Origin of the sequence: Aeromonas sp. FDAARGOS 1409, from assembly GCF_019048705.1 — a bacterium.
GTDB classification, from domain to species: Bacteria; Pseudomonadota; Gammaproteobacteria; order Enterobacterales; family Aeromonadaceae; genus Aeromonas; species Aeromonas sanarellii.
Genome location: NZ_CP077395.1, coordinates 3,242,783 through 3,268,975 on the forward strand (window position 1 = coordinate 3,242,783; position 26,193 = coordinate 3,268,975).

Here is a 26,193-nt window from a genome sequence, read left to right on the forward strand (position 1 = left end):
CCGCTGGATCATGCCGGATTTAAGGCTATGTGTAAAGTTTACTCGGGCTTGGCGTCGAATTTTTTCCATTCTCCCTGCACCAGCAACTCGTGGGGCAGGTATTGGCGTTTGTAATTCATCTTGCGGCACTCCTCCACCAGATAGCCCAGGTACAGCCACTGGCGACCGGTGCGCCTGGCAAGTTCCAGCTGGCTCAGGATGGCGAAGGTGCCGAGCGACCGGTCGGCATAATCGGGATCGAAGAAGGTATACATGGCGCTCAGGGAATGGGGGAGCAGATCCGTGGTCGCCACCCCGATGAGGCGTCCCTCCTTGCGTATCTCCATGTAGAGAGGCGGCATCCAGTCGCAGTGCAAAAAGCCTTTATATTGGGTACGGCTCGGCGGATACATGCTGCCATCCCGGTGGCGCTCGCGGATGTAGCGCTCATAGAGCTGGTAATACTCGGGCTTGTCGTCGTAGCTCAGCACCAGCTCGAGGTCACGGTTCAGCTGGCGGATGCGTTTCTGGCTCCGGCTGGGTACGAAGCGTTCGCTGTGGATGCGCAGGGACTGGCAGGCGCTGCAGGCCGGGCAGTGAGGGCGGTAGATGTCGTTGCCGCTGCGCCGGAATCCGGCTGTCAGCAGCCGCTCATAGCCTGCGGCATTGAGCAGCTCATGGTCCATCAGCACCAGCAGTTGCTCCTGCTCGTGGCCCAGGTAGCTGCAAGGATGCCGGGGGGTCAGGCCTACCTTGAGGATCACTTCTTCACTCACAGGCTGATTCTCCTCGGTTGCCAGCAACCGTCCCGCAGTGGTTGCCGGGTCAGGTTTGCCAATGTGGCCAGAAAGCGGTGTCTGGGCCATTCCTGGACCCCCAGGGTGGCCAGAAAAGGGTTCTGCATCTGGCAGTCGATGAGGGCGCCGCCATGGTGGGCGAAATGGCGGCAGAGTGCCACCATGGCCAGTTTGGCGCCGTTGTCGATGCGGCTGAACATGGATTCACCGCAGAAGAGGCGGCCAAGGGAGAGACCATAGAGCCCAGCCTGCAGCCGATCATCCTGCCAGATCTCGACGGAGTGAGCATGGCCGAGCCGATGCAGTTGCCGATAGGCGTCGATCATGGGGGCACTGATCCAGGTGCCGCTGGCACCGCGACGAGGGGCGGCGCAGGCCGCGATCACCTCGTCGAAGGCACGATTGATGAACACCTCGAAGGACGTGCGGCGAATGCACTTCTGCAGGCTGCGGCCTATGTGGAGTTCGTCGGGCACGATGACTCCCCTGGGGTCCGGTGACCACCACAACAATGGCTGATGGGGTTCATTCCATGGAAAGATCCCGCTGTGGTAAGCTGCCAGCAATCGAGCAGGGGAGAGATCCCCCCCTATCGCCAGCAGCCCGTTGGGCTCTTCCAGCGCATGGCTGGGGGAGGGAAACCAGCACAGCTCATCATCCAGTTCGGTAAGATAGCGAGACATAAGGCAGAGGTTCATAGATGAAGGCCATTATCCTGATAGTATCCAGCTTGCTTGGCTTTGTCACGGCACCCGCCTGGGGCGCCGTGTATGAGCGCAACACGGCGCGTCCGGTGGAGCAGGTGGTCTTTGGCCAGGTCGATACGGTGCGCAACATCACCCAGCGCCAGGTGGTGGAGTCCGAGCATACCGGCTGGAAGACCCTGGGAGGTGCCGTGCTCGGCGGCCTGCTCGGCAATCAGTTTGGCGGCGGCCACGGGCGTGAGATTGCCACTGCCGTCGGGGCGCTGGCGGGGGCGGCCGCGGTGCAACATTACCAGTCCGGGGGCAGCGTGGTGGAGAACAAGCTGGTGGAACTCCTGATCAGGAGCGATCAGGACAGGCTCATCAACGTGATCCAGGATTACGATCCGGCCATGGTGTTTGCACAGGGAGACAAGGTGCGCATCCTCTATTTCAACGATGGGGTGCGGGTCGACAAGACTTACTGACGACTCGGTGGGCAGGGAGCCCTGGGGAAGGAAAATGACCCGGCGGCCACCGCAAGGGGCGCCGGGCGGAACTACACGGAGTGTCTTTCGTGAGGCGTTGTCAGGCGTTCTGGGCGACTATCTTGTCGCGCCCGGTGTTCTTGGCCTGATACAGCTGGCGATCGGCCTCGCAGAGCGCCTCGTCCATGGAGAGCCGCCCGACATTGATGACGCCAAAACTGGCGCGCACAAACAGCGGTGTCTCCCGTGACAACGGTTGCTGGCGCATCTGTTGCCGCAATCCCTCCAGCCGCTTGAGCAGCACGGGGACGGAGCAGTGGGGCACCATCAGGGCGAACTCCTCGCCGCCGAAGCGGGCTATCATGGCATCCGGGAAGAACTGGGTGAGCAGCCGGGTCAGGTGGCAGAGCAACTGATCGCCGATGGCGTGGCCCCAGTGATCGTTAACCTGCTTGAAATGATCCACGTCCAGCACGCACAGGGCGAGCGGCGCCTGTTGACGCTGATGCTCCTCGAACCACTTCTGTCCCTCGTTGAACCAGTAGCGCCGGTTGTAGAGCCCGGTCAGGTAGTCGCGATTGGCCGACTCCTGAATGCTGGTGAACTGCTCCAGTGCCTCCAGATTGTGGCTGACCCGGCACTGCAGTTCCTCGGGCTCGAACGGCTGGTTGAGAAAGTCGTTCGCCCCCTGCTTGAGGTAACGGGCCGAGAGGCCGTGCTTGTCCGACACCGAGATGCCGATGATGGCGAGCTGCTGCTTGCTGTAGCGTTCGCGCAGCATCCGCACCAGGCTGATGCCGTCGATCTCCGGCATGTAGTAGTCCACCAGCATGAGCCGGATGGCGGGATGTTGCTCGAGCAGGGCCAGGGCATCCCGGGCACAGTTGGCCTCGTGAACCTGCAGCAGTTGCTTGCGCAGCTGGGCCGCGGTGCGATGGCGGGAGGTGAGCGAGTCATCGACCACCAGCACTTCGATGGCCTGGTTGAGGTAGAGGCGGTGCACCAGGCTGACGGCGTATTGCAGGGAGTGGCGTGAATCCTTCATCACGTAGTCCAGCACCCCGGCCTCCAGCCAGGCCTCCCGCTTCTCCTCGCTGATGTCGGCGGTGAGAATCACCACCGGCAACCCGCGTGCCAGCAGTACGTTGACGGCTTCCCCGCCGGGGGCGTCAGGCAGGGTGAGATCCACCAGGGCGACCACGTACTCTTCGCCATGACAGTCGCGTGCCCCTTCCAGGGTGTCGAACGCATCGATTTCCAGCCCGGTCTGCTGCGCAATGGCCTGGGTCAGCATGCGGCGAACCGTCAGGCTGTCTTCCACAATCATGATTTTCCGTTTCATTCTGCTCCTTAAAAAGAAAAGGGCATGCCGGTTGGCATGCCCTTTATATCTTTATGGTTACTGGGCGTCCAGATATCGCTCGGCATCGAGGGCCGCCATGCAGCCGGTCCCGGCCGAGGTGATCGCCTGACGATAGACGTGGTCGGCCACGTCGCCGGCGGCGAACACCCCGGGGATGCTGGTCTGGGTCGCAAACCCTTCCAGGCCGCCACGCACCTTCAGGTAGCCGTTCTCCATGGCCAGCTGGCCCTCGAAGATCTGGGTGTTGGGCTGGTGGCCGATGGCGATGAAGACTCCCATCAGCGGCAGCTCGGAGGTGGAGTGATCCCGGGTGCTGCGCAGACGCACCCCAGTCACGCCCATGTCGTCCCCCAGCACTTCGTCCAGAGTCTGGTGGGTGTGCAGCACTATGTTGCCGCTCTCGACCTTGTCATGCAGGCGCTTGATCAGGATCTTCTCGGCGCGGAATTCGTCGCGGCGATGGATGAGGTGCACCTTCTTGGCGATGTTGGCCAGATAGAGCGCCTCTTCCACGGCGGTGTTGCCGCCGCCGACTACGGCCACTTCCTGGTTGCGGTAGAAGAAGCCGTCACAGGTGGCGCAGGCGGAGACGCCGCGGCCCTTGAACGCCTCTTCGGAGGGCAGCCCCAGGTACTTGGCGGAGGCGCCGGTGGCGAGGATCAGCGCATCGCAGGTGTATTCCCCGTTGTCGCCCTTGAGGCGGAAGGGGCGTTCGGTCAGCGTCACTTCATTGATGTGATCGAAGAGGATGCGGGTATCGAACTTCTCCGCATGCTCTTTCATGCGCTCCATCAGGGCCGGGCCGGTCAGCCCTTCCGCATCCCCCGGCCAGTTTTCCACTTCGGTGGTGGTGGTCAGCTGGCCACCTTGCTGCATGCCGGTGATGAGCAGGGGATTGAGGTTGGCGCGGGCGGCATAGACGGCCGCGGTGTAACCTGCCGGGCCGGATCCCAGGATCAGCAGTTTGCTGTGAGTGACTTGGCTCATGATGTGATTTCCGAGACGTGATGAGTTTGCGCGATTGTAGGTAATTCGTGATCCGCGGTCAAAGGCCGGCGCATCGATTGGGACAATCGCCAAAGTGAGGGGCAGGGGGGATGGCAGGCATAAAAAAAAACCGCCCATCGCGGGCGGGTTTTCACTCATCTACCTCCCCTCGCGGGGACGCGATCAGTTCAACAGGGTCAGGGGATCCGTGTAGGCCAGGTTGTGGGCCACGGCGACCTCCTTGCAGGTGATCTTGCCCGCCATCACGTTCAGGCCGTGCCGCAGGTGGGGATCGCTTAGCAGTGCGCTGCGATAGCCCTGTTCGGCCAGCTTGATGATGAAGGGCAGGGTGGCGTTGTTCAGGGCCACGGTGGAGGTGCGTGCCACGGCGCCCGGCATGTTGGCCACGCAGTAGTGCACCACGTCGTCGACGATGAAGGTGGGGTCCTCATGGGTGGTGGCATGGGAGGTCTCGACGCAGCCGCCCTGATCGATGGCCACGTCCACGATGGCCGACCCCGGCTTCATGCGGGCAATGTGGTCACGGCTGACAAGTTTTGGCGCAGTGGCGCCCGGTACCAGCACGCCACCGATGACCAGGTCTGCCGCCAGCAGATGGCGCTCCAGGGTCTCGCGGTTGGAGTAGACCACCTTGGCGGCGCCCTGGAACTCGCTGTCGAGACGGCGCAGGGTATCGATGTTGTTGTCGAGTATGGTGACGTCGGCACGCAGGCCGATGGCCATGCGGGCTGCGTTGGAGCCCACCACGCCTCCGCCGATGATCACCACCTTGGCCGGTTCCACGCCGGGCACGCCGCCGAGCAGCACGCCGCTACCGCCGCGGGATTTCTCCAGCGCCTGGGCACCCGCCTGAATAGACATGCGTCCGGCCACCTCCGACATGGGGGCCAGCAGGGGCAAGCCGCCACGGCCGTCGGTGACGGTTTCATAGGCGATGCAGATAGCGCCGCTGTCCACCAGCTCCCGGGTCTGGGCCAGGTCTGGCGCCAGGTGCAGGTAGGTAAAGAGGGTCTGGCCCGGACGCAGCATGGCGCGCTCGACCGCCTGGGGCTCCTTGACCTTGACGATCATCTCCGCCTTGGCGAAAACGTCTGCCGCAGAGGCCAGGATCTCGGCTCCGGCAGCCAGATAATCTGCGTCACTGAACCCAATGCCATTTCCTGCGCCGCTTTGGACGAAAACGGTATGGTTTCGTGCTGTCAGTTCACGTACACTGGCCGGAACCATGCCTACGCGATATTCATGGTTTTTTATTTCCTTAGGTACACCGATAATCATGCTATCCCTCGTCTATCGATTGGTGGTTTATGTTGCCTAGATGTTAAGCGACATTTGCGCCTAGTATATTCAGGTATTGACAGGATTTGTGACCATTATTATAAAATGACTGGTGATTCTTACCAAAAAATAGCCAAAGGATGGAATTAAATGATGGAAGCTAAGAGTCGGCTAAAGGATTTGGACAGGATTGACCGCAACATTCTGAATGAACTGCAAAAGGATGGCAGGATTTCGAACGTTGAGTTGTCCAAACGAGTTGGCCTGAGTCCCACACCGTGTCTGGAACGGGTTCGTCGCCTGGAGCGACAAGGCTATATCGAAGGATATGCCGCCATTCTGAACCCTCATTATCTGGACGCGTCTCTGCTGGTATTCGTGGAAATTACCCTCAATCGCGGCGCCCCCGACGTGTTCGAACAGTTCAACAAGGCTGTGCAGGTGCTCGAGGAGATCCAGGAGTGCCATCTGGTGTCCGGTGATTTCGATTATCTGCTCAAGACCCGCGTCAGCGACATGTCCGCCTATCGCCGCCTGCTGGGGGAAACCCTGCTGCGTCTGCCCGGCGTCAACGACACCCGCACCTATGTGGTGATGGAAGAGGTCAAACAGAGCAGTCGTCTGGTGATCAGCACCCGATAAGCGGGGTTGTGCTGTGACTTGCTCGTTCCATGACGAGTCACGATAGTCAGAAACGAGCGGCCGGTCCGCTCGTTTCTTCATTATTGCTGTTTCACGGCCCGCCTTCAGGCACTGGCTGACAACCGGTGGGCTTTTCAGGGATACTAGGCCCCCTATCCCGCATTCATGTTTTCACAAAGGAGCCGGAGTTTGGCCGATAAAAAGCTGTTTACTCCTTTATCAGGTACACAACGGATCTTCGAGGCCGTCTTGATCGCCATCACCCTGATGGCTGCCTATCTCTTGCTTGCCCTGTTGACCTATCACCCCGCCGATCCCGGTTGGTCCCAGACCTCCTGGCAGGGGGAGGTGAAGAACCTGGCAGGCAGCGCCGGGGCCTGGCTCGCCGACATCACCATGTTTACCTTCGGGGCGTTCTCCTACCTGGTGCCGCCGCTGACGGTGCTGCTTGGCTGGAGCCTGTTCTGGCGGCCGAGCAAGCTGCTGGAGGTGGACTATCTCACCCTGTCGGTGCGGATCATCGGCTTCATCCTCACCGTGCTCGGCATGTCCGCCATCGCCAGCATGAACTTCAACGACCTGCAGAATTTCTCCGCCGGCGGCCTGGTGGGTGACGTGATCGCCTCCGCCGTGGTGCCGCTGTTCGGCGGGGTGGGAGCCAACCTTATGCTGCTCTGCTTCGTGGCGACCGGCATCACCCTGTTCACCGGCTGGTCCTGGCTCACCATAGTCGAGCGGATCGGTGCCGCCTGCACCGGCAGCGTCAGCGCCATCTACCATTTCCCCACCACCCTGGGGCGCTGGCTGACCGGGGGCTGGCGTCAGCCCCGTTATGAGGGACCGGATCCCCTGCTGGAAGGGGGCGTGGGCGCCTTCGACCAGGACGACGAAGACGAGCCCCACGGCAGCTGGACGCGCAATCCCAAGGCTAAAAATCGGGCTCAAAAGACAAAAGCTGACGAGTGGCTGCCGGAGCTGGACGAGGACACCTTCCAGTTCGAGCCGCAGTTTGACGACGAAGATGAGGACGAGACCCCGGCCCCCAAGGGCAAACGCGTGGCCAGCGGCCGTCAGCGCCCCGTGGTGAGCCAGGAGGATGAGGACGACCTCGATCTGCCCTGGGCCGAGGGGGACGATGAACCCGAGGCACCGGTCGCCCCGGCGCCGGTCAAGGCCAAGCGCCGTCCCCAGCCCGGTCTGGCTCCCTTGCCGAGCATCGAGCTGCTGGACAGGCCGCCTGCCAAGACCCAGATGATGAGCAAGGACGAGCTGGAGCGCATGGGCCGGCTGGTGGAGGCGAAACTCGCCGACTACAACGTGCAGGCCAAGGTGGTCGGTGTCTATCCGGGCCCCGTCATCACCCGTTTCGAACTGGATCTGGCGCCGGGCATGAAGGCGAGCAAGATAACCAACCTGTCGCGGGATCTCGCCCGTTCCCTCTCCGCCAGCAGCGTGCGGGTGGTGGAGGTGATCCCCGGCAAGACCTATGTCGGCATCGAACTGCCCAACCGGGTGCGCCAGACCGTCTACCTGCGTGAAACCCTGGACTGCGAGGCGTTTCGCGACAGCCGCAATCCGCTGACCATGGGGCTGGGCCAGGACATCGCGGGGGAGCCCGTGGTGGTGAACCTCGCCAAGATGCCGCACCTGCTGGTGGCCGGTACCACGGGCTCGGGCAAGTCGGTGGGGGTGAACACCATGATCATCTCCATGCTCTATAAGTCCTCCCCCGAGGATCTGCGCTTCATCATGATCGACCCCAAGATGCTGGAGCTCTCGGTCTACGAGGGGATCCCGCACCTCCTGACCGAGGTGGTGACCGACATGAAGGATGCCGCCAATGCCCTGCGCTGGTGCGTGGGCGAGATGGAGCGCCGCTACAAGCTGATGTCCGCGGTCGGGGTGCGCAACCTCAAGGGCTACAACGACAAGGTGCTGGCCGCCATCGAGGCGGGCGATCCCCTGCTCGATCCCCTGTGGCGTCCGGGCGACTCCATGGATCAGATGCCGCCGGAGCTCGAGAAGCTGCCTCACATCGTAGTGGTGGTGGACGAGTTCGCCGACATGATGATGATCGTCGGCAAGAAGGTGGAAGAGCTCATCGCCCGCATCGCCCAGAAGGCGCGGGCGGCTGGCATCCATCTCATCCTCGCGACCCAGCGCCCGTCTGTGGATGTGATCACCGGCCTCATCAAGGCCAACATCCCGACCCGGATCTCCTTCCAGGTGTCGAGCAAGATAGATTCTCGCACCATCCTGGATCAGGGGGGGGCCGAATCCCTGCTCGGCATGGGGGACATGCTCTACATGCCGGCCGGTACTTCCAACCCGACCCGGGTCCACGGCGCCTTCGTCGATGACCACGAGGTGCACAAGGTGGTGGCGGACTGGAAACTGCGCGGCGAGCCGGACTACATCGACGAGATCCTCTCCGGCGAGTCGGACGGCGAGGGCGGTGGCGGCGACTACGGCGGCGGTGGCGACGAGGAGCTCGATCCCCTGTTCGACGAGGCGGTGGCCTTCGTGGTGGAATCCCGCCGCGGCTCCACCTCCAGCGTGCAGCGCAAGTTCAAGATCGGCTACAACCGGGCGGCCCGTCTCATCGAGCAGATGGAGAACCAGGGCATCGTCAGCGCCCCAGGTGGCAACGGCCAGCGCGACGTGCTGGCACCGCCGCCGGTGCGCGATTAAGCCTCACATCATCCTGGCCATGCCCTCTGCGGGCGTGGCCTTTTATCGAGAACGTCTTTATGAAGAGCCTGATGAAAAAACAACTGTTGATGGGTTCCGTGCTGCTGGTCGCCAGCAGCCAGGTGTGGGCCGATACGGCCAGCGATCTCAAGCAGAAGCTGGCAGGGGTGAGCCTGTTCTCCGCCAAGTTTGCTCAGACCGTCTATGACAGCAAGGGCAAGGAGCTGCAAAAGGCGAGCGGCTCCCTGCTGGTGCAGCGCCCCAACCGTTTCAACTGGCACACCACCTCCCCGGACGAGAGCCTGATCGTGGCCGACGGCAAGGACGTCTGGGTCTATGATCCCTTCGTCGAGCAGGTGACCGCTCTCAAGATGAAGGACGCCGTGCTCAACACCCCCTTCGTGCTCATCGCCGGCAACAACAACAGCCTCTGGAAGAACTACGACGTGACCCAGGAAGGGGATGTCTACACCGTCACCAGCCGCAGCCAGGACGAGCTGATCGCCTCCTTCCGCATCACGTTTGATCGCCAGAACAACATCAGCCGCTTCGACGTGAAGGAGGCCCAGGGGCAGTGGAGCGAATTCACCCTGAGCAACTTCAACCGCAAGCCGGTGCTCAAGGGCAACGAGTTCGTGTTCAAGATCCCCAAGGGGGTCGCGCTGGACGACCAGCGCTGATGACCCGCATCACCCCAAGCGAGCCACGCCGATGAGCAACCTGTCGCTGGACTTTTCCGCTGACTTTCGACCGCTGGCGGCCCGCATGCGGCCGCAGACCCTGGATCAGTACATCGGCCAGCAGCATATCCTGGGGGCCGACAAGCCTCTGCGAAAGGCGATCCTGGCCGGCCACTGCCACTCCATGATCCTCTGGGGTCCGCCCGGCACCGGCAAGACCACGCTGGCGGAACTGATGGCCCACTACTGCCAGGCGGAGGTGGAGCGGCTCTCCGCCGTCACCTCCGGCATCAAGGAGATCCGCGCCGCCATCGACAAGGCGAAGGAGAACGGCTGGCGCGGGGTGCGCACCATCCTGTTCGTGGACGAGGTGCACCGCTTCAACAAGAGCCAGCAGGATGTCTTCCTGCCCCACATCGAAGACGGCACCATCACCTTCATCGGCGCCACCACCGAAAACCCCTCGTTCGAACTCAACAACGCGCTGCTCTCCCGGGCCCGGGTCTATCTGCTCAAACGGCTGGAGGAGGAGGACATCCTCGCCATGATCGATCAGGCGATGACCGATCCCCGCGGCCTCAATGACCCCAGCCTCACCTTCGCCCCCGGGGTGAAGGAGGCGCTGGCAAAAGCCGTGGACGGGGACGGGCGCAAGTCCCTCAACTATCTTGAGCTCCTGGCAGACATGGCGGAGCTCGACGGCAGCGGCCACAAGCAGATCGACAGCGCCCTGCTCGCCGCCGTGGTGGGGGAGCACGTGGCGCGCTTCGACAAGGGCGGCGATCACTTCTACGACCTCATCTCGGCGGTGCACAAGTCCATCCGTGGTTCGGCGCCGGATGCCGCCCTCTACTGGTATGCCCGCATGGTGAGCGCCGGCTGCGATCCCCTCTACATCGCGCGCCGGCTGCTGGCCATCGCCTCGGAAGACGTGGGCAACGCCGACCCCCGCGCCATGCAGGTGGCTCTCTCGGCCTGGGACTGCTTCCACCGTATCGGGCCGGCTGAAGGGGAGCGGGCCATCGCCCAGGCGATCGTCTACCTCGCCTGCGCGCCCAAGAGCAATGCGGTCTACACCGCCTGGAAGGCAGCGCTGGCGGACGCCAAAACCCTGCCGGACTTCGAGGTGCCGCCGCACCTGCGCAACGCCCCCACCAGGCTGATGAGCGAGCTCGGCTACGGCGCCGAGTATCGCTACGCCCACGACGAGCCGGGGGCCTATGCGGCGGGGGAGGAGTACTTTCCGCCCGAGCTCGCCGGCAAGCACTACTACCAGCCCACCGAACGGGGCCTGGAGAAGCAGATCGGCCAGAAGCTCGACTACCTGCGCGAGCTGGACAGGCAGAGCCCGAAGCGGCGGGAAAAATAGCGGCAAGGGCCGGGTTCGGCCCGCTACGAGCGGTCTGCGCCTGGCCGGCCGGACCGATTGTGCGTTAATTGGCCAACCGATTCCATCGGGGTCGCCATCCCCCGGAAAACAGGGCAAAACGACCGCAATAGTCCCTGTTCGGGCGGGGGGGCGGTCTGCTACACTGCCCGTCTGACCCCGCTTGTCTTGGCCTGGTGCCATCTTCTTGATTTCGAAGGCCCCATCTTGCTGGCCCGATGCAAAAGACGACAGGGGTGTGCCAACCGATGTTAACTTCCGGATCTGTTTCCCGGCCCGGTCACGACGACCCGGGCCCAGATCCCATTAAAAAAAGTAGGTAAACCATGCTGGATCCCAAATATCTGCGCAGCGACATCGATGAAGCTGCCGCTCGTCTGGCGACACGTGGCTACGTTCTGGACGTAGCGGCGGTCAACGCTCTGGAAGAGAAACGCAAGGATCTGCAGTCCCGTACCCAGGAGCTGCAGGCCGAGCGCAACGCCCGCTCCAAGTCCATCGGTGAGGCTGCCCGTCGTGGCGAGGATGTGGCCCCGCTCAAGGCCCAGGTGACCAAGATCAACGACGAGCTCGAGACCAGCAAGGTCGAGCTGGACGCCCTGCTGGCCCAGCTCAAGGGGATTGCCGATGCCATCCCGAACCTGCCGAGCGACACCACCCCGGTGGGCCGCGACGAGAACGACAACGTGGAAGTGCGCCGTTGGGGCACCCCGCGCGAGTTCAACTTCCCGGTGCGCGATCACATCGATCTGGGTGAAGCGGCCAAGGGCGTCGACTTCAAGAACGGCGTCAAGCTCTCCGGCGCCCGCTTCGTGGTGATGAAGGGCCAGATTGCCCGCCTGCACCGCGCCCTGGCCCAGTTCATGCTGGACCTGCACACCCTGCAGCACGGCTACACCGAGTGCTACGTGCCCTATCTGGTCAACCCGGACAGCCTGTATGGCACCGGCCAGCTGCCGAAGTTCTCCCAGGATCTCTTCAACACCGGTATCGAGGGGGAAGGGGAAGACGAGGGCAAGCTGCGCAAGTTCTCCCTGATCCCGACCTCCGAAGTGCCACTCACCAACATGGCCCGCGACGAGATCTTCGACGAGCAGGAACTGCCCATCAAGATGACCGCCCACAGCCCCTGCTTCCGCTCCGAAGCGGGCTCCTATGGCCGCGACACCCGTGGTCTCATCCGCATGCACCAGTTCGACAAGGTCGAGATGGTGCAACTGGTGCACCCCGAGAAGTCCTGGGATGCCCTGGAAGAGATGGTGGGCCACGCCGAGAAGGTGCTGCAGCTGCTGGAGCTGCCGTATCGCGTGATGGCGCTCTCTACCGGTGACATGGGCTTCTGCGCCGCCAAGACCTACGATCTGGAAGTCTGGCTGCCGGCCCAGAACACCTACCGCGAGATCTCGTCTGTCTCCAACTGCACCGACTTCCAGGCGCGCCGCATGCAGGCTCGCGTGCGCATCGACGGCAAGCCGCAGCTGATCCACACCCTGAACGGCTCCGGCCTGGCGGTGGGTCGCACCCTGGTGGCGGTGCTGGAGAACTACCAGCAGGAAGATGGCCGCATCGCCATTCCGGCGGCGCTGCAATCCTACATGGGCGGCCTGACCCACATCGGGTAAGCGCTCGTTGCAGACGACAACGCCATGGCTTTGCCATGGCGTTGTGCATTCTGGCGCCGGCCGCGTGAGCGGGGCCCCATCGCCGTCCCGGCACGCCCGTCGTGCGTTTAACACATTTTTATCAAGCATTGCGCAATCGTTTTTGTTAGACTGCGCCGCAATTTCGCAGGACATCTTTTTCTATGGTCTGGATTGATTACGCCATCATGGGCATCGTCGGTTTTTCCGCCCTCATCAGCCTGGTGCGGGGCTTCCTCAAGGAAGCCATGTCCCTCGTCACCTGGTTCGTCGCCTTTTTCATTGCCAGCCGCTTCTATCCCGATCTCGCCGTCTATTTCACCTCCTTCTCCGACGCCATGGTGCGCAACGGCCTCGCCATCGCGGCCCTGTTCGTGGCGACCCTGATCCTCGGCAGCGTGGTCAACTATGTGGTGGGCCTGCTGGTGGAGAAGACGGGGCTCTCCGGGACCGATCGGGTGCTGGGGGTCTGTTTTGGCGCCATTCGCGGGGTGCTGATCGTCAGCGCCCTGCTGTTTTTCATGGATACCTTCACCAGCCTCTCCCAGAGCGACTGGTGGGCGGCATCCAGGCTGGTTCCCGAGTTCAAGCCGGTGATCCAGTGGTTCTTCGGGTTCATGATGAACTCGTCCAGTTTTCTTCAACAGGTACAGTGACATCGAGGTAGCAAAGACATGTGCGGTATTGTCGGTATAGTTGGCACCACCCCCGTCAATCAGGCCCTCTACGACGCCTTGACGGTGTTGCAGCACAGGGGACAGGATGCCGCCGGGATCGTGACCATTGACAGTGGAAACTTCCGGCAACGCAAGGCCAACGGTCTGGTGAAGGATGTGTTTGAAGTGCGCCACATGCAGCGGCTCAAGGGGAATATCGGCATAGGACACGTCCGTTATCCCACCGCCGGCAGCTCCAGTGCCGCGGAGGCCCAGCCGTTTTACGTGAACTCCCCCTACGGCATGGTGCTGGCTCACAACGGCAACCTCACCAACGCCAAGGAGCTCAAGGAGCAGCAGTTCAAGGTGGCCCGCCGCCACATCAACACCACCTCGGACTCCGAAGTGCTGCTGAACGTGCTGGCCCACGAGCTGGACCTGTGCGACAAGATGGCGCTGCGCCCGGAGGACATCTTCTCGGCGGTGCGCAAGGTGCATCAGCAGATCCGCGGCGCCTACGCCGTGGTTTCCCTGGTGATCGGCCACGGTCTCATCGGGTTCCGCGACCCGAACGGCATCCGCCCGCTGATCCTGGGTCGCCGGGTCGACGAGCAGGGCCAGGTGGAGTACATGCTCGCCTCCGAGAGCGTTGCCCTCGACGCCATCGGTTTCGAGACGGTGCGTGACGTCGCGCCGGGCGAGGCCATCTACATCACCGAGCAGGGCCAGCTCTTCTCCGAGCAGTGCGCGGAGAACCCGCAGATGAGCTCCTGCATCTTCGAGTATGTCTACTTCGCCCGCCCCGACTCCTGCATCGACAAGGTCTCCGTCTATGCCGCCCGCCTCAACATGGGTCGCAAGCTGGGCCAGAAGATCGCCCGGGAGTGGGACGATCTCGACGTGGACGTGGTCATCCCCATCCCCGAGACCTCCTGCGACGTGGCGCTGGAGATCGCCCACACCCTGGGTCTGCCCTATCGTCAGGGCTTCGTGAAGAACCGCTATATCGGCCGTACCTTCATCATGCCGGGCCAGACCCAGCGCAAGAAGTCGGTGCGTCGCAAGCTCAACGCCATCAGCTCCGAATTCAAGGGCAAGAAGGTGCTGCTGGTGGACGACAGCATAGTGCGCGGCACCACCTCGGAGCAGATCATCCAGATGGCCCGCGAGGCGGGGGCAGCCAAGGTCTACTTCGCCTCGGCGGCGCCGGAAATTCGCTTCCCCAACGTCTACGGCATCGACATGCCCACCGCCAACGAGCTGATCGCCCACGGCCGGGAAGTGGAAGAGGTGTGCAAGCTGATCGGCGCCGACGGCCTCATCTTCCAGGATCTGGAAGATCTGGAAGCGGCGGTGCGGGAGATCAACCCCGAGCTGCGCCACTTCGAGACCTCGGTGTTCAACGGCCACTACGTGACCTCGGACGTGGATCAGGGTTATCTGGACCACCTCAATGCCCTGCGCAGCGACGACAACAAGGCGGTGCGCGAGTGGCAGGAAGGGACCAGCAACCTGGAAATTTTCAACGAAGGCAGTTAAACGTTTTCCGCGTCGCGCTGAAACAACACATGGGGGCCCTGGGCCCCCATGTTATTTTCCACTGCATTAGTACATCACCCGGGATGCCCGGGCGATGCGCCATCAGGCCAGATCTTCCCCGTGGCTCGCGATCACCTTCCTGTACCACCAGAACGACTTCTTGCGCCTGCGCGCCAGGGTGCCCCGGCCGGCGTCGTCCCTGTCCACGTGGACGAAGCCGTAGCGCTTGCTCATCTCGCCGGTGGAGGCGGACACGAGATCGATGCAGCCCCAGCTGGTGTAGCCCATGAGGGGGATGCCGTCTTCGATGGCATCCCCCATGGCCTGGATGTGTTCCCGCAGGTAGGCGATGCGGTAGTCGTCCTCGATCTCTCCTTGCTCGTTCACCTCGTCCACGGCCCCCAGGCCGTTCTCCACCAGGAACAGCGGTTTCTGGTAGCGGTCGTGCAGGGTGTTGATGGTGATGCGAAGACCCAGAGGATCGATGCCCCAGCCCCATTCGCTTACCTCGATGTAGGGGTTTTTCAGGGACTTGACTACATTGGCCTCGCTGGTGTTGCCCTGGTTCATGTCGGCGGCGGCGCAGCGGGAGGCGTAGTAGCTGAAGGAGACGAAGTCGACGGTGTGCTGGAGGATCTCGTCGTCACCCGGCTCCTTGACCAGCACCACCCCCTTGTCGCGAAACACGCGAGCCGCATAGGCCGGGTAGGCGCCCCGGGCCTGCACGTCGATGAACAGCAGGTTCTCCCGCTCCTTCTGGAGCGCGGTCCAGACGTCGGCGGGCTTGCAGGAGTAGGGGTAGAAGCTGCCCCCCGCCAGCATGCAGCCCACCTGGTTGGCCGGATTGACCTCGTGGGCAATCCGGGTCGCCAGGGCGCTGGCGATGAGCTCGTGGTGGGCCGCCTGGTACTTCACCTGCTCCTGGTGTTCCCCCTCTTCGAACACCAGCCCGGCCCCGGAGAAGGGGCTGTGCAGCAGGATGTTGATCTCGTTGAAGGTGAGCCAGTACTTCACCAGGCCGTCGAACGCCTCGAAGCAGGTGCGGGCGTAGCGGGTGAAGAAGGTCACCATCTGGCGGTTGCGCCAGGAGCCGTATTCGGTCACCAGGTGCATGGGCACGTCGAAGTGGCACAGGGTCACCAGGGGTTCGATGCCGTGCTTCTTGCACTCCTCGAACAGGGCCCGGTAGAAGGCGATGCCCTCGGCATTGGGCTCCCGCTCGTCCCCCCTGGGGTAGATCCGGCTCCAGGCGATGGAGGTGCGAAACACGGTGAAGCCCATCTCGGCCATCAGGGCGATGTCGTCCTTGTAGCGGTGATAGAAGTCGATGGCCCCGTGGCTCGGGTAGAACTCGTCCTCCCGCAGGGAGAAGCGCTTCTCCTGGCCGAGCTTGACCGCCATGCGGCTCGGGCCGTGGGGGATCATGTCCACCGTGGTCAGGCCCTTGCCCCCCTCGAGATGGGCGCCTTCCGCCTGGTTGGCGGCCAGGGCGCCGCCCCACAGGAAGCCTTCGGGAAATCTTGCTAACGACATTGGTTACCTCTTGTCATGTCTGATAGGGAGTCACGCGCCGGCGGTGGCCTGTGCCTGGCTGGCCGCGACGGGCTGGGGAGCAGCGTTCTCGCCGGGGGCCTCCACCGGGATGTCCTCAAACCCCATCACCAGGGTCAGCACGAAGGAGAGCACCACGGAGAGCGCCATCACGCCGAACACCCAGGCGATGGTCATGGGGTTGGCCGGATCGAAGAACTGCACGCTGGTGAAGAGGCCGGGGGCCGCCATGGAGTGGCTGGCGAGGCCGGCCATGCCGGCGACGGCGCCGCAGATGAAGCCGCTGATGAGGCTGGCGATGAGCGGGCGCTTGAGGCGCAGGGCCACGCCGTAGAGGGCGGGTTCCGAGATCCCCGCCATGATGGCGGAGGCGGCCGCCGCGAGCGCGGTCTGGCGCAGCTCAGGGTTTCGGGTGCGCCAGGCCACCGCCAGGGAGGAGCCGCCAAGGGAGAGGTTGGCACCGATTTCGGAGGGCATCACCATGCCTTCCTTGCCGGTCTCGGCGATGGTCTGGATGATGGTCGGGGTGAAGACGCGGTGCATGCCGGTCATCACCAGCAGCGGCCAGAGTGCCCCCATGATGGCCACCGACAGCCAGCCCAGGTAGTCGTGAACCGTGTAGACCAGGCCCGAGATGGCGGTGCCAATCCAGATGCCGACGGGGCCGATGAGCAGGATGGCCAGCGGCGCCGCGATGAGCACGATCAGCATGGGCTTCAAGAAGTTCTTGGTGACCGCCGGGGTGATGCGGTCGACCCAGCGCTCGATGTAGGAGAGGCACCAGGTCATCACCAGGGCCGGAATGACGGTGTAGGTGTATTTGACCGCGGTCACCGGGACCAGGGCGAAGGTCACCTGCTCCCCTTCGGCGGCTCTGGCCATCAGCTCGATGAAGCTGGGGTGCACCAGCACCCCGGCGATGGCGATGGCCAGGGACATATTGGTCTTGAACTTGACGGCGGCGGAGGCGGCCACCATCAGGGGCAGGAAGAAGAAGGCGCCGTCCCCGGCCACAGTGAGGATGGTGAGGGTCGAGGAGCCTTTCTCCAGCAGGCCCGTCATCTCCAGCACCATGGCCAGCAGCTTGAGCATGGAGCCGCCGATGATGGCCGGGATCAGCGGCGACATGGTGCCGATCAGGGCGTCGAGGATGGCGGCGCCCATGCGTCGCAGGCTCCAGCCACGTGCGGGGTCTGGGGGCGGCGTCTGTCCGCCCTGGGGCAGCAGGGCCAGTACCTCGCGATAGGCGTGGGAGACGGTGTTGCCGATGATCACCTGGCACTGGTTGTCGGCCTGCACCACGCCGAGCACGCCCTGGGTGGCCTTCAGGGAAGGGCCGTTGACCCGGGCGGGGTCGCTGAGCACGAAGCGCAGCCGCGTCATGCAGTGCGTCACGGCGACGACGTTGTCGGCGCCGCCGAGTGCGGTGATGACGGTGCTGGCCAGGGCCGCATAGTTCTTTGACATCGAGGTTGATCCTTTTAACCAAGTGGGCCCGCTCGTGCTCGCCGCAGCTGATGGCGAGCGAGAAGGCATGAAACTGAATGTGGAACCGGTTCCACATAGCATGCGCAGTTTCCTGTCGGGACACAAGACGGCCGCCCCCCCATTGTGCAGATCCGTGAATGGGATCACTGAACCCGGGCCATGGCGCCATTCTTGCTACGACAAGCCGGCGAGGGTGCAGTACACTGCGACCCGTCGAACGCAAGGGGGACAAGAATGACGACGATGCTGGAGGTGGCGAAGCGGGCAGGGGTGTCGAAGGCGACGGTCTCCCGCGTGCTGTCGGGCAATGGTTATACCAGCCAGGAGACCCGGGACAGGGTGTTTCAGGCCATCGAGGAGAGCGGCTATCGTCCCAATCTGGTGGCGAGGCAGCTTGCGACCAAGAATACCCAGACCCTGGGGCTGGTGGTCACCAACACCCTCTACCACGGCGTCTACTTCAGCGAGCTGCTCTCCCATGCGGCACGGATGACGGAGGAGCGGGGGCGGCAGCTCATCCTGGCGGATGGCAAGCACAGCGCCTGCGAGGAGCGCCAGGCCATCCAGTACCTGCTCGACTCACGCTGCGACGGCGTCATCATCTATCCGCGTTTTCTCAGCGTCGAGGAGATGGACGAGATCATCGAGCAGCATCCCCAGCCCATCATGGTGCTCAACCGGCGCTTGCCACGTCATCCTGCCCACTGCGTCTATGCGGATCAGCAGGCGGCGGCGGCGGCCGTGGTGGACACGCTGGTGGCCATGGGGCACAGGGAGATCGCCTTCATTGCCGGTTCGGCGGATTCGCCCACCGGCGTCGAGCGTCTGGCCGGCTACCGCGAGGCGCTGATCCGGCACGGCATCCCCGTGCAGGACGCATTGATCGCGCCCGGCAGATGGACACCCGCCTGCGGCGCGGCCGCCGTCTCGACCCTGTTGGCGCGGGGGGCCCGTTTCAGCGCCCTGGTGGCCAGCAACGATGACATGGCGATCGGCGCCATCAAACGGCTGCACGAGTCTGGCGTGGCGGTGCCTGATGCAGTCTCGGTGGTGGGGTTTGACGACATCGCCCTGGCTCCCTATGTCATTCCCTCGCTTGCCAGCGTCAAGATGCCGGTGACCGGGATGATCCAGGAGACCATCAGTCGCCTGATCACCATGGTGGAGGAGGGGGGGAGTGACGCACTGCCCTCGTTCAGCGGCACCCTGATCCGCCGTGACTCTCTCAGGCGCCTGACGGGGTGATCATGATGGCGGTGGGCAGGCCCTGCGGGATCCGTTAGCATAAGCGCCCCGGCGTCCCGGCGTCGCGTGTCGTATCAACAGATGAGAGTTCAGATGGATGACCTGTTAGCCCCCGTGCGCCAATTCCTGCATTGCGAGACCCCGGATGAGTGGGTGGAGATGGCGCGGGATCCCGCCCAATTGCCGACCCTGCTCATCGATCACGCCAACTGTGAGAACAAGGCGGCCCTGACCGCCCACAGCCTGGTGCGCCGCTACTGCCTGCCCAAGGAGAAACGCCACCTGCTGCCCAAGCTCGCGTTTTACCGGGAGCTGGACGCCATCCCCGAGAAGGCGGAGATCCTGGGCAAGCGCACCATGGGCGAGGCCGAGCGCACCGTGTTCGCCGAGCTGGAGCGCAATCCCCTGCTGTTCCCCATGGTGCGGCTCATCCAGGAGGAGCTGCACCACTTCGAGCAGGTGCTGGAGATCATGCAGGCCCGCGGCATTCCCTACGGCCCCGTCACCGCCTCCCGCTACGCCCGCAGCCTGCTGGCCCATGTGCGCACCTACGAGCCGGCCGCCGTGGTGGACAAGATGATCATCGGCGCCTATATCGAGGCGCGATCCTGCGAGCGTTTTGCCAGGCTGGCGCCCCATCTGGACGAGGAGCTTGGCCGCTTCTACGTCTCCCTGCTGCGCTCGGAGGCGCGCCACTATCAGGACTATCTGGCCCTGGCGGAGCAGTATGCGGGAGAGGACATCAGCGAGCGAGTCGCCTATTTTGGCCGGATTGAAGCCGAGCTGATCCGTTCGCCGGACGCGCAATTCAGGTTCCATAGCGGACTGCCTGTCAGATCTGACAGTTGTTGAGGTGACGGGGGCTGCCTACCATTGCCCTGTTCCTACTACGAGCGACGCAATCACTTTTTTGAGCGCAATACCCGGCCTGCAAGCCGGGTTTTTTTATGCCTGCGCTAGGGGGAGGGAGCGCCGTGGGGATCAGCGGCGGTACTCGTTGTTGTAGTTCTGGATGAGGCGCCGGGTCACCTCGTGCTGGGGATCGGCGAACACCTTGAGGGTCTTGCCGCGCTCCACCACCCGGCCCTCGTGCATCACCAGCACCTCGTCGCTAATGTGGCTGACGATGCCCAGATCGTTGGCCACCAGCACATAGCTCAGGCCCATGGTCTCCTGCATCTCCAGCAGCAGGTTGATGATCTGGGAGCGCACCGAGATGTCCAGAGTGGAGAGCGCCTCATCCGCGACCACGATTTTCGGGTTGAGGATCAGCGCCCGCGCCAGCCCCACCCGCTGCTGCTGGCCGGCGGAGAGCATCTGGGGGTAGAAGAGGGCGTGATCCGCCAGCATGCCCACCATGCGCAGGGTCTGGATCACCTTCTCCCGGCGCTCCTCCTCGGTCATCTCGGTGTTGAGGCGCAGCGGCGTCTCCAGGATCTGGCCGACCCGGATCTTGCGGTTGAGCGACGTGTTGGGATCCTGGAAGATCATCCGCAGCAGCTTGCAGCGGGTCTGGTAGTCGCCGTGGACCAGGGGCTGCCCCTCGACGGCGATCTCGCCGCCGCTCGGCTCTATCATGCCCGCTAAAATACGGGCGAGGGTGCTCTTGCCGGAGCCCGCCTCCCCGACGATGGCCAGGGTCTGGCCGACGCCAAGATCGAAGGAGAGCGGCTTGATCGCCTCCACGGCGCGGCGCCGGAACAGGCCGGTACGATTCTGATAGGTCTTGCACAGGCCCCTGACCTGCAGCAGGGCGGGTTCGATCACAGGCTTGGCTCCTCGATGGTGACACTCATGGTAGTGCTCATTTCTTCGATTCTTCCATGTTCAGGGGGACGCGGCAGCTGGGGCATGGATGCCCCTTGGGCTTGTCGGGCGGACATGGGCTGGTGATGACCCCGGCTCATTTCTTCGGCTCTTCCATGTTCAGCGGGAAGTGGCAGCTGAACTGATGCCCCTTCACCTTGCTCATCAGCGGCGTCTGCACGCACTGCTTCTGGGCATAGGGGCAGCGGGGGCCGAGACGGCAGCCGATGGGCAGGTGCTGCAGCGGCGGTATTACCCCGGGCAGGGTCTCGAGCCGTGACTTGTGGCGCACCAGCTTGTCGAAGTCCGGGATGGACTTGAGCAGGGCATCCGTATAGGGGTGGTGGGGGGATTCGAGGATCTGCTCCCGGGTGCCCACCTCCACCATCTGGCCGCAGTACATGATGTTGATGGTGTCGGTCAGGTTCGCGATGGCGGCGATGTCGTTGCTGATGATGAGGATGGTGGTGTTGCCCAGCTTGTTCATCTTGTCCAGCAGACGCAGGATCTGGGAGTGGGTGGTGGACTCCATGGCGCTGGTGGGCTCGTCCGCCACCAGCAGACGCGGCTGGTTGGCGATCGCCATGGCGATCATCACCTTCTGGCACATGCCGTCCGACAGCTCGTGGGGATAGGCCCGCATCACCTTTCGGTGATCCTTGACCCCGACCCGGTGCAAGAGCGCGATGGCCCGCTTCTTGCGCCACTGGAAGCGCTGCCAGAACTTGCCGGCGAAGGCGCTGGTGGGGATGGCCTCCTCGAGCTGGGTGCCGATCTCCTCCGAGGGGTCGAGACAGCTGATGGGGTCCTGGAAGATCATGGCGATCTCCCGGCCCATGATGCGGCGCCGCTCCTTGGGGGCCATGGTCAGCAGGTCCATGTCGTTGAAGCGCATCCGGTCGGCTCGCACCGTCCAGTTGTCCTTCTGGATGCCGACGATCACCTTGGCGACCAAGCTCTTGCCGGAGCCGGATTCCCCCACCAGACCGCGGATCTCCCCCTCGTTCAGGGTCAGGCTGACCCTGTCCACCGCCTTGACCTTGCCCTGGGGGGTGTCAATCTCGATGGTGAGGTTGCGTATGTCGAGCAAGGGCATCAGTGGCGCTCCTCATGAGGGTGTGGCACGGCGCGTTGCATCGGTGTGATGCCGTCCTTGATGGTATAGAGCCGCAGTATCATCAATCGTTCCCCTCTTTGAGCGCTTCGCGGATCCCTTCGCCCACCAGCGGTGGGTTGACCAGCACGCCGTACGGCAATGGGCGGAGAACAAGGGTGAGCATGCCTTTCTTCGGCATAGAACATTGCATCAGTCGTTCCCTTCTTTAAGCGCTTCGCGGATCCCTTCGCCCACCAGCGATGGGTTGACCAGCACGCCGTACGGCAATGGGCGGAGAACAAGGGTGAGCATGCCTTTCTTCGGCATAGAACATTGCATCAGTCGTTCCCTTCTTTAAGCGCTTCGCGAATGCCTTCACCCACCAGATTGGTCACCAGCACGCTGAACAGGATGGCCATGCCCGGCAGGGTCACAGTCCAGGGGGCGAGGTAGATGAGATCGCTGGAGTCGGCCAGCATGGCGCCCCACTCCGGCTGGGGGGACTGGGCCCCGAGGCCGAGGAAGCCCACCGCCGAGATGTCGAGGATGGCGGCGGACAGGGTTCGGGTGGTCTGGGTCACCAAGGTCTCGACGATGTTCGGCAGTATGGCCAGGCGCATGATCCGCAGGGGCGGCGAGCCGTCGAGGCGGCTGGCTATGATGTACTCCTTCTGCATCTCGGCGTGGACCGCGTTGTAGGTCGCCCGGATGAAGGGGGGAATGAGCGCCAGCGTGATGGCGATCAGGGTGTTGAACAATCCAGGCCCCAGGATGGCCACCACTATGATGGCCAGCAGCAGGGAGGGGATGGAGAGCAGGGTGTCGAGCAGGTGATGGAGCACGCTCGACTTCACCCCCTTGCTCATGCCGCCGAGGATGCCGATGGCCGAGCCGACGACGAGGGCGATCACCACCACCAGCAGGGCGTTGCCGAAGGTGAGGCGGGCGCCCGCGACGAGGCGGGAGAGGATGTCGCGGCCCAGATCGTCGGTGCCGAGGAAATAGTCGATGTTGCCCGTGCTGGCCCAGGAGGGGGCGAGCAGCAGGCGGTTGCTGTGCTGATCGTCGATGCCGTAGGGGATCACCAGGGGCCCGATGAGGGTGACCAGCAGCAGCAGGCCAAAGCACCAGAGACCCGCCATGGCCAGCGGGTTGCGCCGGTAGGAGGCCCAGGTCTGCTCCAGGGGGGAGAGGATCCTGAGCTCCGGATAGATGTTCGATTTATCGTGCATGATGCAGGCTCCCGCCCTGGCCGTCAGCGGATTCAGTCTTGTCGTGCATAGAGTTCTTTGCGCCGTGCCGGATACCGCATGATGTTGGTGAGCCGTGCGGTGCTGGGCGGGGGGCGCTGGTGCCGAAAGGCGTCATTCGGCTGCTGTGTTCAGTCTTGTCGTGCATAGAGTTCTTTGCGCCGTGCCGGATACCGCATGATGTTGGTGAGCCGTGCGGTGCTGGGCGGGTGGCGCTGGTGCCGAAAAGTGTCATTCGGCTGCTGTGTTCAGTCTTGTCGTGCATAGAGTTCTTTGCGCCGTGCCGGATACATGATGGTGGTCAGCAGCTCGGTGCTGACGCTGATGAAGATGACGAAGCTGGCCACCACCAGGGAGGCGCCGCGGATGGCGGCATAGTCCTGCAGGGCGATACTGCTCACCAGCCAGCGGCCGATGCCGGGCCAGTCGAACACCACCTCGGTGATCATGGCGGAGGTGAGCACGCTGCCGAGTTGCAGCCCGAGCAGGGGCAGTACGGGCGGCAGGGCATTCTTGAGGCCGTGGCGCCAGACGATCTGGCGACGGGAGAGGCCACGACTGGCGGCGGCCTTGATGTAGTTCTGCTTCATCACGTCGATGAGGGAGCTGCGCACGTGGCGGATCACCTCGGTGGTGGGCACCACGGCCAGCACCAGAGAGGGCAGCACTAGGTGGCGCAGGGCGTCATGCAGCGCCGCTTCCCGCCAGGGCTCCTCGCTCAGCAGCACGTCGACGATGGCGATCCCCGTGATGGAGGGGACGTCGTAGAGCAGGCTGATCTGGCCGGAAGAGGGCAGCCAGCCGAGATCCAGGGAGAAGAACATCACCATCAGCAGGGCCAGCCAGAAGACGGGCACGGCATAGCCGACGAGGCCGGCGGCCATGATGGAGAGATCCAGTCCGCGCCCCTGGTAGAGGGCCGCCAGGGTCCCGAGCGGGATCCCCACCAGCAGCGAGATGGCGAAGGCCGCGAGACAGAGCGCCAGGGTGGCCGGGAAATAGTGGCGGATCTCGTCCAGCACCGGCTGGCCCGAGACGCTGGAGAGGCCGAAGTCCCCCGCGAAGATCCGCAGCAGGAAGTCAGGATAGCCGTGCCAGAAGTCCAGCACCTGGGTGACGAGGCGAAACTCCAGCAGGTAGGCCCCCAGGGTCAGCACCAGCAGGGTGATCACCAGCAGGGTGATGCGGCGCAGAATATAGAAAAACATGCTTATGCCTCCAGGTGCGGCTGCGCCGATGGGCGCCGACGGCCGCCGCCGATGGGATGGGTATCAGTCATCGTCACTCCCGATAGGCCTGGTTGAAGGTGGTGCCCCCGAAGGGCATGAGCCTCAGCCCCTGGATGTCGTTGCGACTCACCTGGGTGCGCAGGGCATGGGCCAGCGGAATGAGCGGCAACTGCTCGTTGAGCAGGGACTGGGCATAGTAATAGTTGCGCAGGCGGAAGGCGAGCTGCGGGGTGGTCACAGCGTCGTCCAGCAGCTGATCGAAGGCCGGGCTGCACCAGCGGCTGTAGTTGTTGCCCCGCTCGACGGCGGCACAGCTCAGCAACTGGCGGAAGAAGTTGTCCGGATCCGCGTTGTCGGCGATCCAGCCGGAGAGCAGGCTGTCGTACTGCCCCTTGGCGAGCCGGGTCTCGATGACCGGCCAGGCCTGCTGCACTATCTTGAGGCTCACCCCAATCTTGGCGAGATCGCTGCGCATCAGCTGGGCGGTCTTGAGGCCGTCCGGGTTGTAGGGGCGGGCGCCGGGTTGCACCAGCACCTGCATCTCGAAGCCGTTCGGGTAGCCCGCGTCCTTGAGCAACTGGCGAGCGAGCTTGAGATCCTGCTTGCGCTGGGGCAGGGAGGGGTTGTAGCCCCAGGAGAGCGGCGGCAACAGGCTGGCGGCGCTCTGGCCCGTCTCGAAATAGACCGCCTGCAGCAGGTTCTGCACGTTGATGGCGCTGGCCAGCGCCTGGCGCACCTGCACCTTGTTGAAGGGCGCCTTGCGGGTGTTGAGGGCGAGGAAGGCGACGTTCATCCCCGACTGCACCGACAGATCCAGGTGGGAGTCCTTGTCGATCACCGACAGCTGGCTGGCGGAGGGGGTGCTCATGACGTCGCACTCACCGGTCAGCAGCTTGGCGAGCCGCTTGGAGGATTTGGGGGTGATGTCGTAGACGAGCTGCTCCATCCTGGTCTCGCCCCCCCAGTAGCCGGGATGGCGCAGGTAGCGCACGAACTCGTTGTGGCGGTACTCCTTGAAGCTGAAGGGGCCGGTGCCGACGGGCCTGCTGTCCAGCAGGTTCGGGGTGCCGGCCTCCTGCATCTGCTGCGCATACTCCGCCGACAGCACGATGGCGTAGTCGCTGGCCAGGGTCGCGAGGAAGGAGGCGTCAGGCCGGCTGAGCTCGAACACCACCTCCCGGGGGCCCTTCTTGTAGACCCGCTTGATGAGGCTGCTGAGCCCCAGCCCGTAGAAATAGGGATACTCGCCGCCGGAGACGTGATGGAAGGGGTGCTGCTCGTCCAGCAGGCGCTGCCAGGTGAACAGGACGTCATCGGCGTTGAAGTGGCGTGTCGGATTGAACCAGGGGGTGTGGTGGAAGGTCACCCCCTTGCGCAGGGTCAGGGTATAGGAGAGGCCGTCCTCGCTCACCCGCCAGCGGGTGGCGAGCCCCCCCTCGATGTCCAGGGTGTTGGCATTGACCTCGAGCAGGCGATCGTAGAGGGGGCGGGCACTGGCATCCAGGGTCGCATCCGAGTTGGCCAGTTGTGGGTTGAAGGTCCGGGGAGCCCCTTCGGCGCAATAGATGAGCCCGGTTTTGGAGGCCTCATCGCGTTTTTGACAGCCGCCGACCAGTACCAGGACACCGATCAGCAGGGGGGTGAGCATTCTCATGTTGGAACCATGTTGTCAGACAAAGTTGCCCGCCATGGGGCGG

At 63.7% G+C, this 26,193-nt stretch carries 24 protein-coding genes; 10 read left to right on the plus strand and 14 right to left on the minus strand.

Features of this window, described 5'->3' with window-relative positions; all coding sequences use genetic code 11:
* Positions 1–38: 38 nt before the first annotated feature.
* A complete protein-coding gene (locus tag I6L39_RS15285; RefSeq protein ID WP_216990126.1) occupies positions 39–755 on the minus strand; it encodes an arginyltransferase in 717 nt (238 codons plus the stop codon).
* Positions 752–1,459: a leucyl/phenylalanyl-tRNA--protein transferase gene (gene aat, locus I6L39_RS15290; RefSeq protein ID WP_216990127.1), complete on the minus strand. Its 708-nt coding sequence runs from the start codon at positions 1,457–1,459 to the stop codon at positions 752–754. Before aat ends, I6L39_RS15285 begins: the two co-directional genes overlap by 4 nt.
* A gap of 17 nt (positions 1,460–1,476) precedes the next feature.
* Between aat and I6L39_RS15295 the strand changes: the two genes are divergently transcribed.
* Complete coding sequence (locus I6L39_RS15295; protein WP_042075463.1) at positions 1,477–1,947, plus strand: glycine zipper 2TM domain-containing protein; 471 nt, start codon at positions 1,477–1,479, stop codon at positions 1,945–1,947.
* Between the two features lie 100 nt (positions 1,948–2,047).
* Here the strand turns inward: I6L39_RS15295 and I6L39_RS15300 are convergent, their stop codons facing one another.
* The 3 genes from I6L39_RS15300 to ald all read right to left on the minus strand — a co-directional run bounded on the left by I6L39_RS15300 (position 2,048) and on the right by ald (position 5,596).
* On the minus strand, positions 2,048–3,289 hold the full coding sequence (locus I6L39_RS15300) for a diguanylate cyclase (RefSeq protein WP_042075465.1): 1,242 nt from the start codon (positions 3,287–3,289) through the stop codon (positions 2,048–2,050).
* Between the two features lie 57 nt (positions 3,290–3,346).
* On the minus strand, positions 3,347–4,297 hold the full coding sequence (trxB, locus tag I6L39_RS15305; RefSeq protein WP_042075469.1) for a thioredoxin-disulfide reductase: 951 nt from the start codon (positions 4,295–4,297) through the stop codon (positions 3,347–3,349).
* Positions 4,298–4,480: 183 nt separating this feature from the next.
* The gene (gene ald, locus I6L39_RS15310) at positions 4,481–5,596 is read right to left on the minus strand and encodes an alanine dehydrogenase (RefSeq protein ID WP_216990128.1); all 1,116 of its coding nucleotides are present in this window, start codon (positions 5,594–5,596) and stop codon (positions 4,481–4,483) included.
* 150 nt (positions 5,597–5,746) lie between these two features.
* Between ald and lrp the strand changes: the two genes are divergently transcribed.
* The 7 genes from lrp (at position 5,747) to purF (ending at position 14,831) form a co-directional block, all read left to right on the plus strand.
* Positions 5,747–6,238, plus strand: a complete 492-nt coding sequence (gene lrp / locus I6L39_RS15315) for a leucine-responsive transcriptional regulator Lrp (protein WP_005300047.1) — start codon at positions 5,747–5,749, stop codon at positions 6,236–6,238.
* A gap of 189 nt (positions 6,239–6,427) precedes the next feature.
* The gene (locus I6L39_RS15320; protein WP_216990129.1) at positions 6,428–8,929 is read left to right on the plus strand and encodes a DNA translocase FtsK; all 2,502 of its coding nucleotides are present in this window, start codon (positions 6,428–6,430) and stop codon (positions 8,927–8,929) included.
* 71 nt (positions 8,930–9,000) lie between these two features.
* Entirely contained in the window at positions 9,001–9,609 is a 609-nt protein-coding gene (gene lolA / locus I6L39_RS15325; RefSeq protein WP_216990130.1) for an outer membrane lipoprotein chaperone LolA, read from the plus strand.
* 31 nt (positions 9,610–9,640) lie between these two features.
* On the plus strand, positions 9,641–10,978 hold the full coding sequence (locus tag I6L39_RS15330) for a replication-associated recombination protein A (protein ID WP_216990131.1): 1,338 nt from the start codon (positions 9,641–9,643) through the stop codon (positions 10,976–10,978).
* Positions 10,979–11,322: 344 nt separating this feature from the next.
* The gene (gene serS / locus I6L39_RS15335) at positions 11,323–12,618 is read left to right on the plus strand and encodes a serine--tRNA ligase (RefSeq protein WP_209792014.1); all 1,296 of its coding nucleotides are present in this window, start codon (positions 11,323–11,325) and stop codon (positions 12,616–12,618) included.
* A 182-nt stretch (positions 12,619–12,800) separates the two neighbouring features.
* Positions 12,801–13,292 (plus strand): CvpA family protein, encoded by a 492-nt coding sequence (locus tag I6L39_RS15340; protein ID WP_042075481.1) that lies wholly within the window; start codon positions 12,801–12,803, stop codon positions 13,290–13,292.
* 18 nt (positions 13,293–13,310) lie between these two features.
* Entirely contained in the window at positions 13,311–14,831 is a 1,521-nt protein-coding gene (gene purF / locus I6L39_RS15345) for an amidophosphoribosyltransferase (protein WP_042075483.1), read from the plus strand.
* A 102-nt stretch (positions 14,832–14,933) separates the two neighbouring features.
* On the opposite strand, the gene I6L39_RS15350 is transcribed toward purF, so the two are convergent.
* Both I6L39_RS15350 and ascF read right to left on the minus strand, forming a co-directional pair.
* The gene (locus I6L39_RS15350; protein WP_216990132.1) at positions 14,934–16,364 is read right to left on the minus strand and encodes a 6-phospho-beta-glucosidase; all 1,431 of its coding nucleotides are present in this window, start codon (positions 16,362–16,364) and stop codon (positions 14,934–14,936) included.
* 30 nt (positions 16,365–16,394) lie between these two features.
* Positions 16,395–17,849: a PTS cellobiose/arbutin/salicin transporter subunit IIBC gene (gene ascF / locus I6L39_RS15355; RefSeq protein WP_216990133.1), complete on the minus strand. Its 1,455-nt coding sequence runs from the start codon at positions 17,847–17,849 to the stop codon at positions 16,395–16,397.
* Positions 17,850–18,104: 255 nt separating this feature from the next.
* Here ascF and I6L39_RS15360 point away from each other — a divergent pair, with 255 nt between their 5' ends.
* Both I6L39_RS15360 and I6L39_RS15365 read left to right on the plus strand, forming a co-directional pair.
* Positions 18,105–19,115, plus strand: a complete 1,011-nt coding sequence (locus I6L39_RS15360; RefSeq protein ID WP_216990134.1) for a LacI family DNA-binding transcriptional regulator — start codon at positions 18,105–18,107, stop codon at positions 19,113–19,115.
* Positions 19,116–19,208: 93 nt separating this feature from the next.
* Positions 19,209–19,967: a tRNA-(ms[2]io[6]A)-hydroxylase gene (locus I6L39_RS15365; RefSeq protein WP_216990135.1), complete on the plus strand. Its 759-nt coding sequence runs from the start codon at positions 19,209–19,211 to the stop codon at positions 19,965–19,967.
* A 129-nt stretch (positions 19,968–20,096) separates the two neighbouring features.
* Here the strand turns inward: I6L39_RS15365 and I6L39_RS15370 are convergent, their stop codons facing one another.
* The 7 genes from I6L39_RS15370 to sapA form a co-directional block, all read right to left on the minus strand.
* Entirely contained in the window at positions 20,097–20,882 is a 786-nt protein-coding gene (locus I6L39_RS15370) for an ABC transporter ATP-binding protein (protein WP_042075491.1), read from the minus strand.
* Between the two features lie 136 nt (positions 20,883–21,018).
* Entirely contained in the window at positions 21,019–22,017 is a 999-nt protein-coding gene (locus I6L39_RS15375; protein WP_209792020.1) for an oligopeptide/dipeptide ABC transporter ATP-binding protein, read from the minus strand.
* A gap of 82 nt (positions 22,018–22,099) precedes the next feature.
* On the minus strand, positions 22,100–22,228 hold the full coding sequence (locus tag I6L39_RS20345; protein WP_302055598.1) for a hypothetical protein: 129 nt from the start codon (positions 22,226–22,228) through the stop codon (positions 22,100–22,102).
* Positions 22,228–22,356, minus strand: a complete 129-nt coding sequence (locus tag I6L39_RS20350; RefSeq protein ID WP_302055599.1) for a hypothetical protein — start codon at positions 22,354–22,356, stop codon at positions 22,228–22,230. The genes I6L39_RS20345 and I6L39_RS20350 overlap by 1 nt, the downstream gene beginning before the upstream one ends.
* Entirely contained in the window at positions 22,356–23,249 is an 894-nt protein-coding gene (locus I6L39_RS15380; protein ID WP_042075494.1) for an ABC transporter permease subunit, read from the minus strand. Before I6L39_RS15380 ends, I6L39_RS20350 begins: the two co-directional genes overlap by 1 nt.
* A gap of 266 nt (positions 23,250–23,515) precedes the next feature.
* Positions 23,516–24,475, minus strand: coding sequence for an ABC transporter permease subunit (locus I6L39_RS15385; protein WP_209792021.1), 960 nt, complete (start codon positions 24,473–24,475; stop codon positions 23,516–23,518).
* A gap of 73 nt (positions 24,476–24,548) precedes the next feature.
* Entirely contained in the window at positions 24,549–26,144 is a 1,596-nt protein-coding gene (gene sapA / locus I6L39_RS15390; RefSeq protein WP_216991814.1) for an ABC transporter substrate-binding protein SapA, read from the minus strand.
* Positions 26,145–26,193 lie beyond the last annotated feature (49 nt).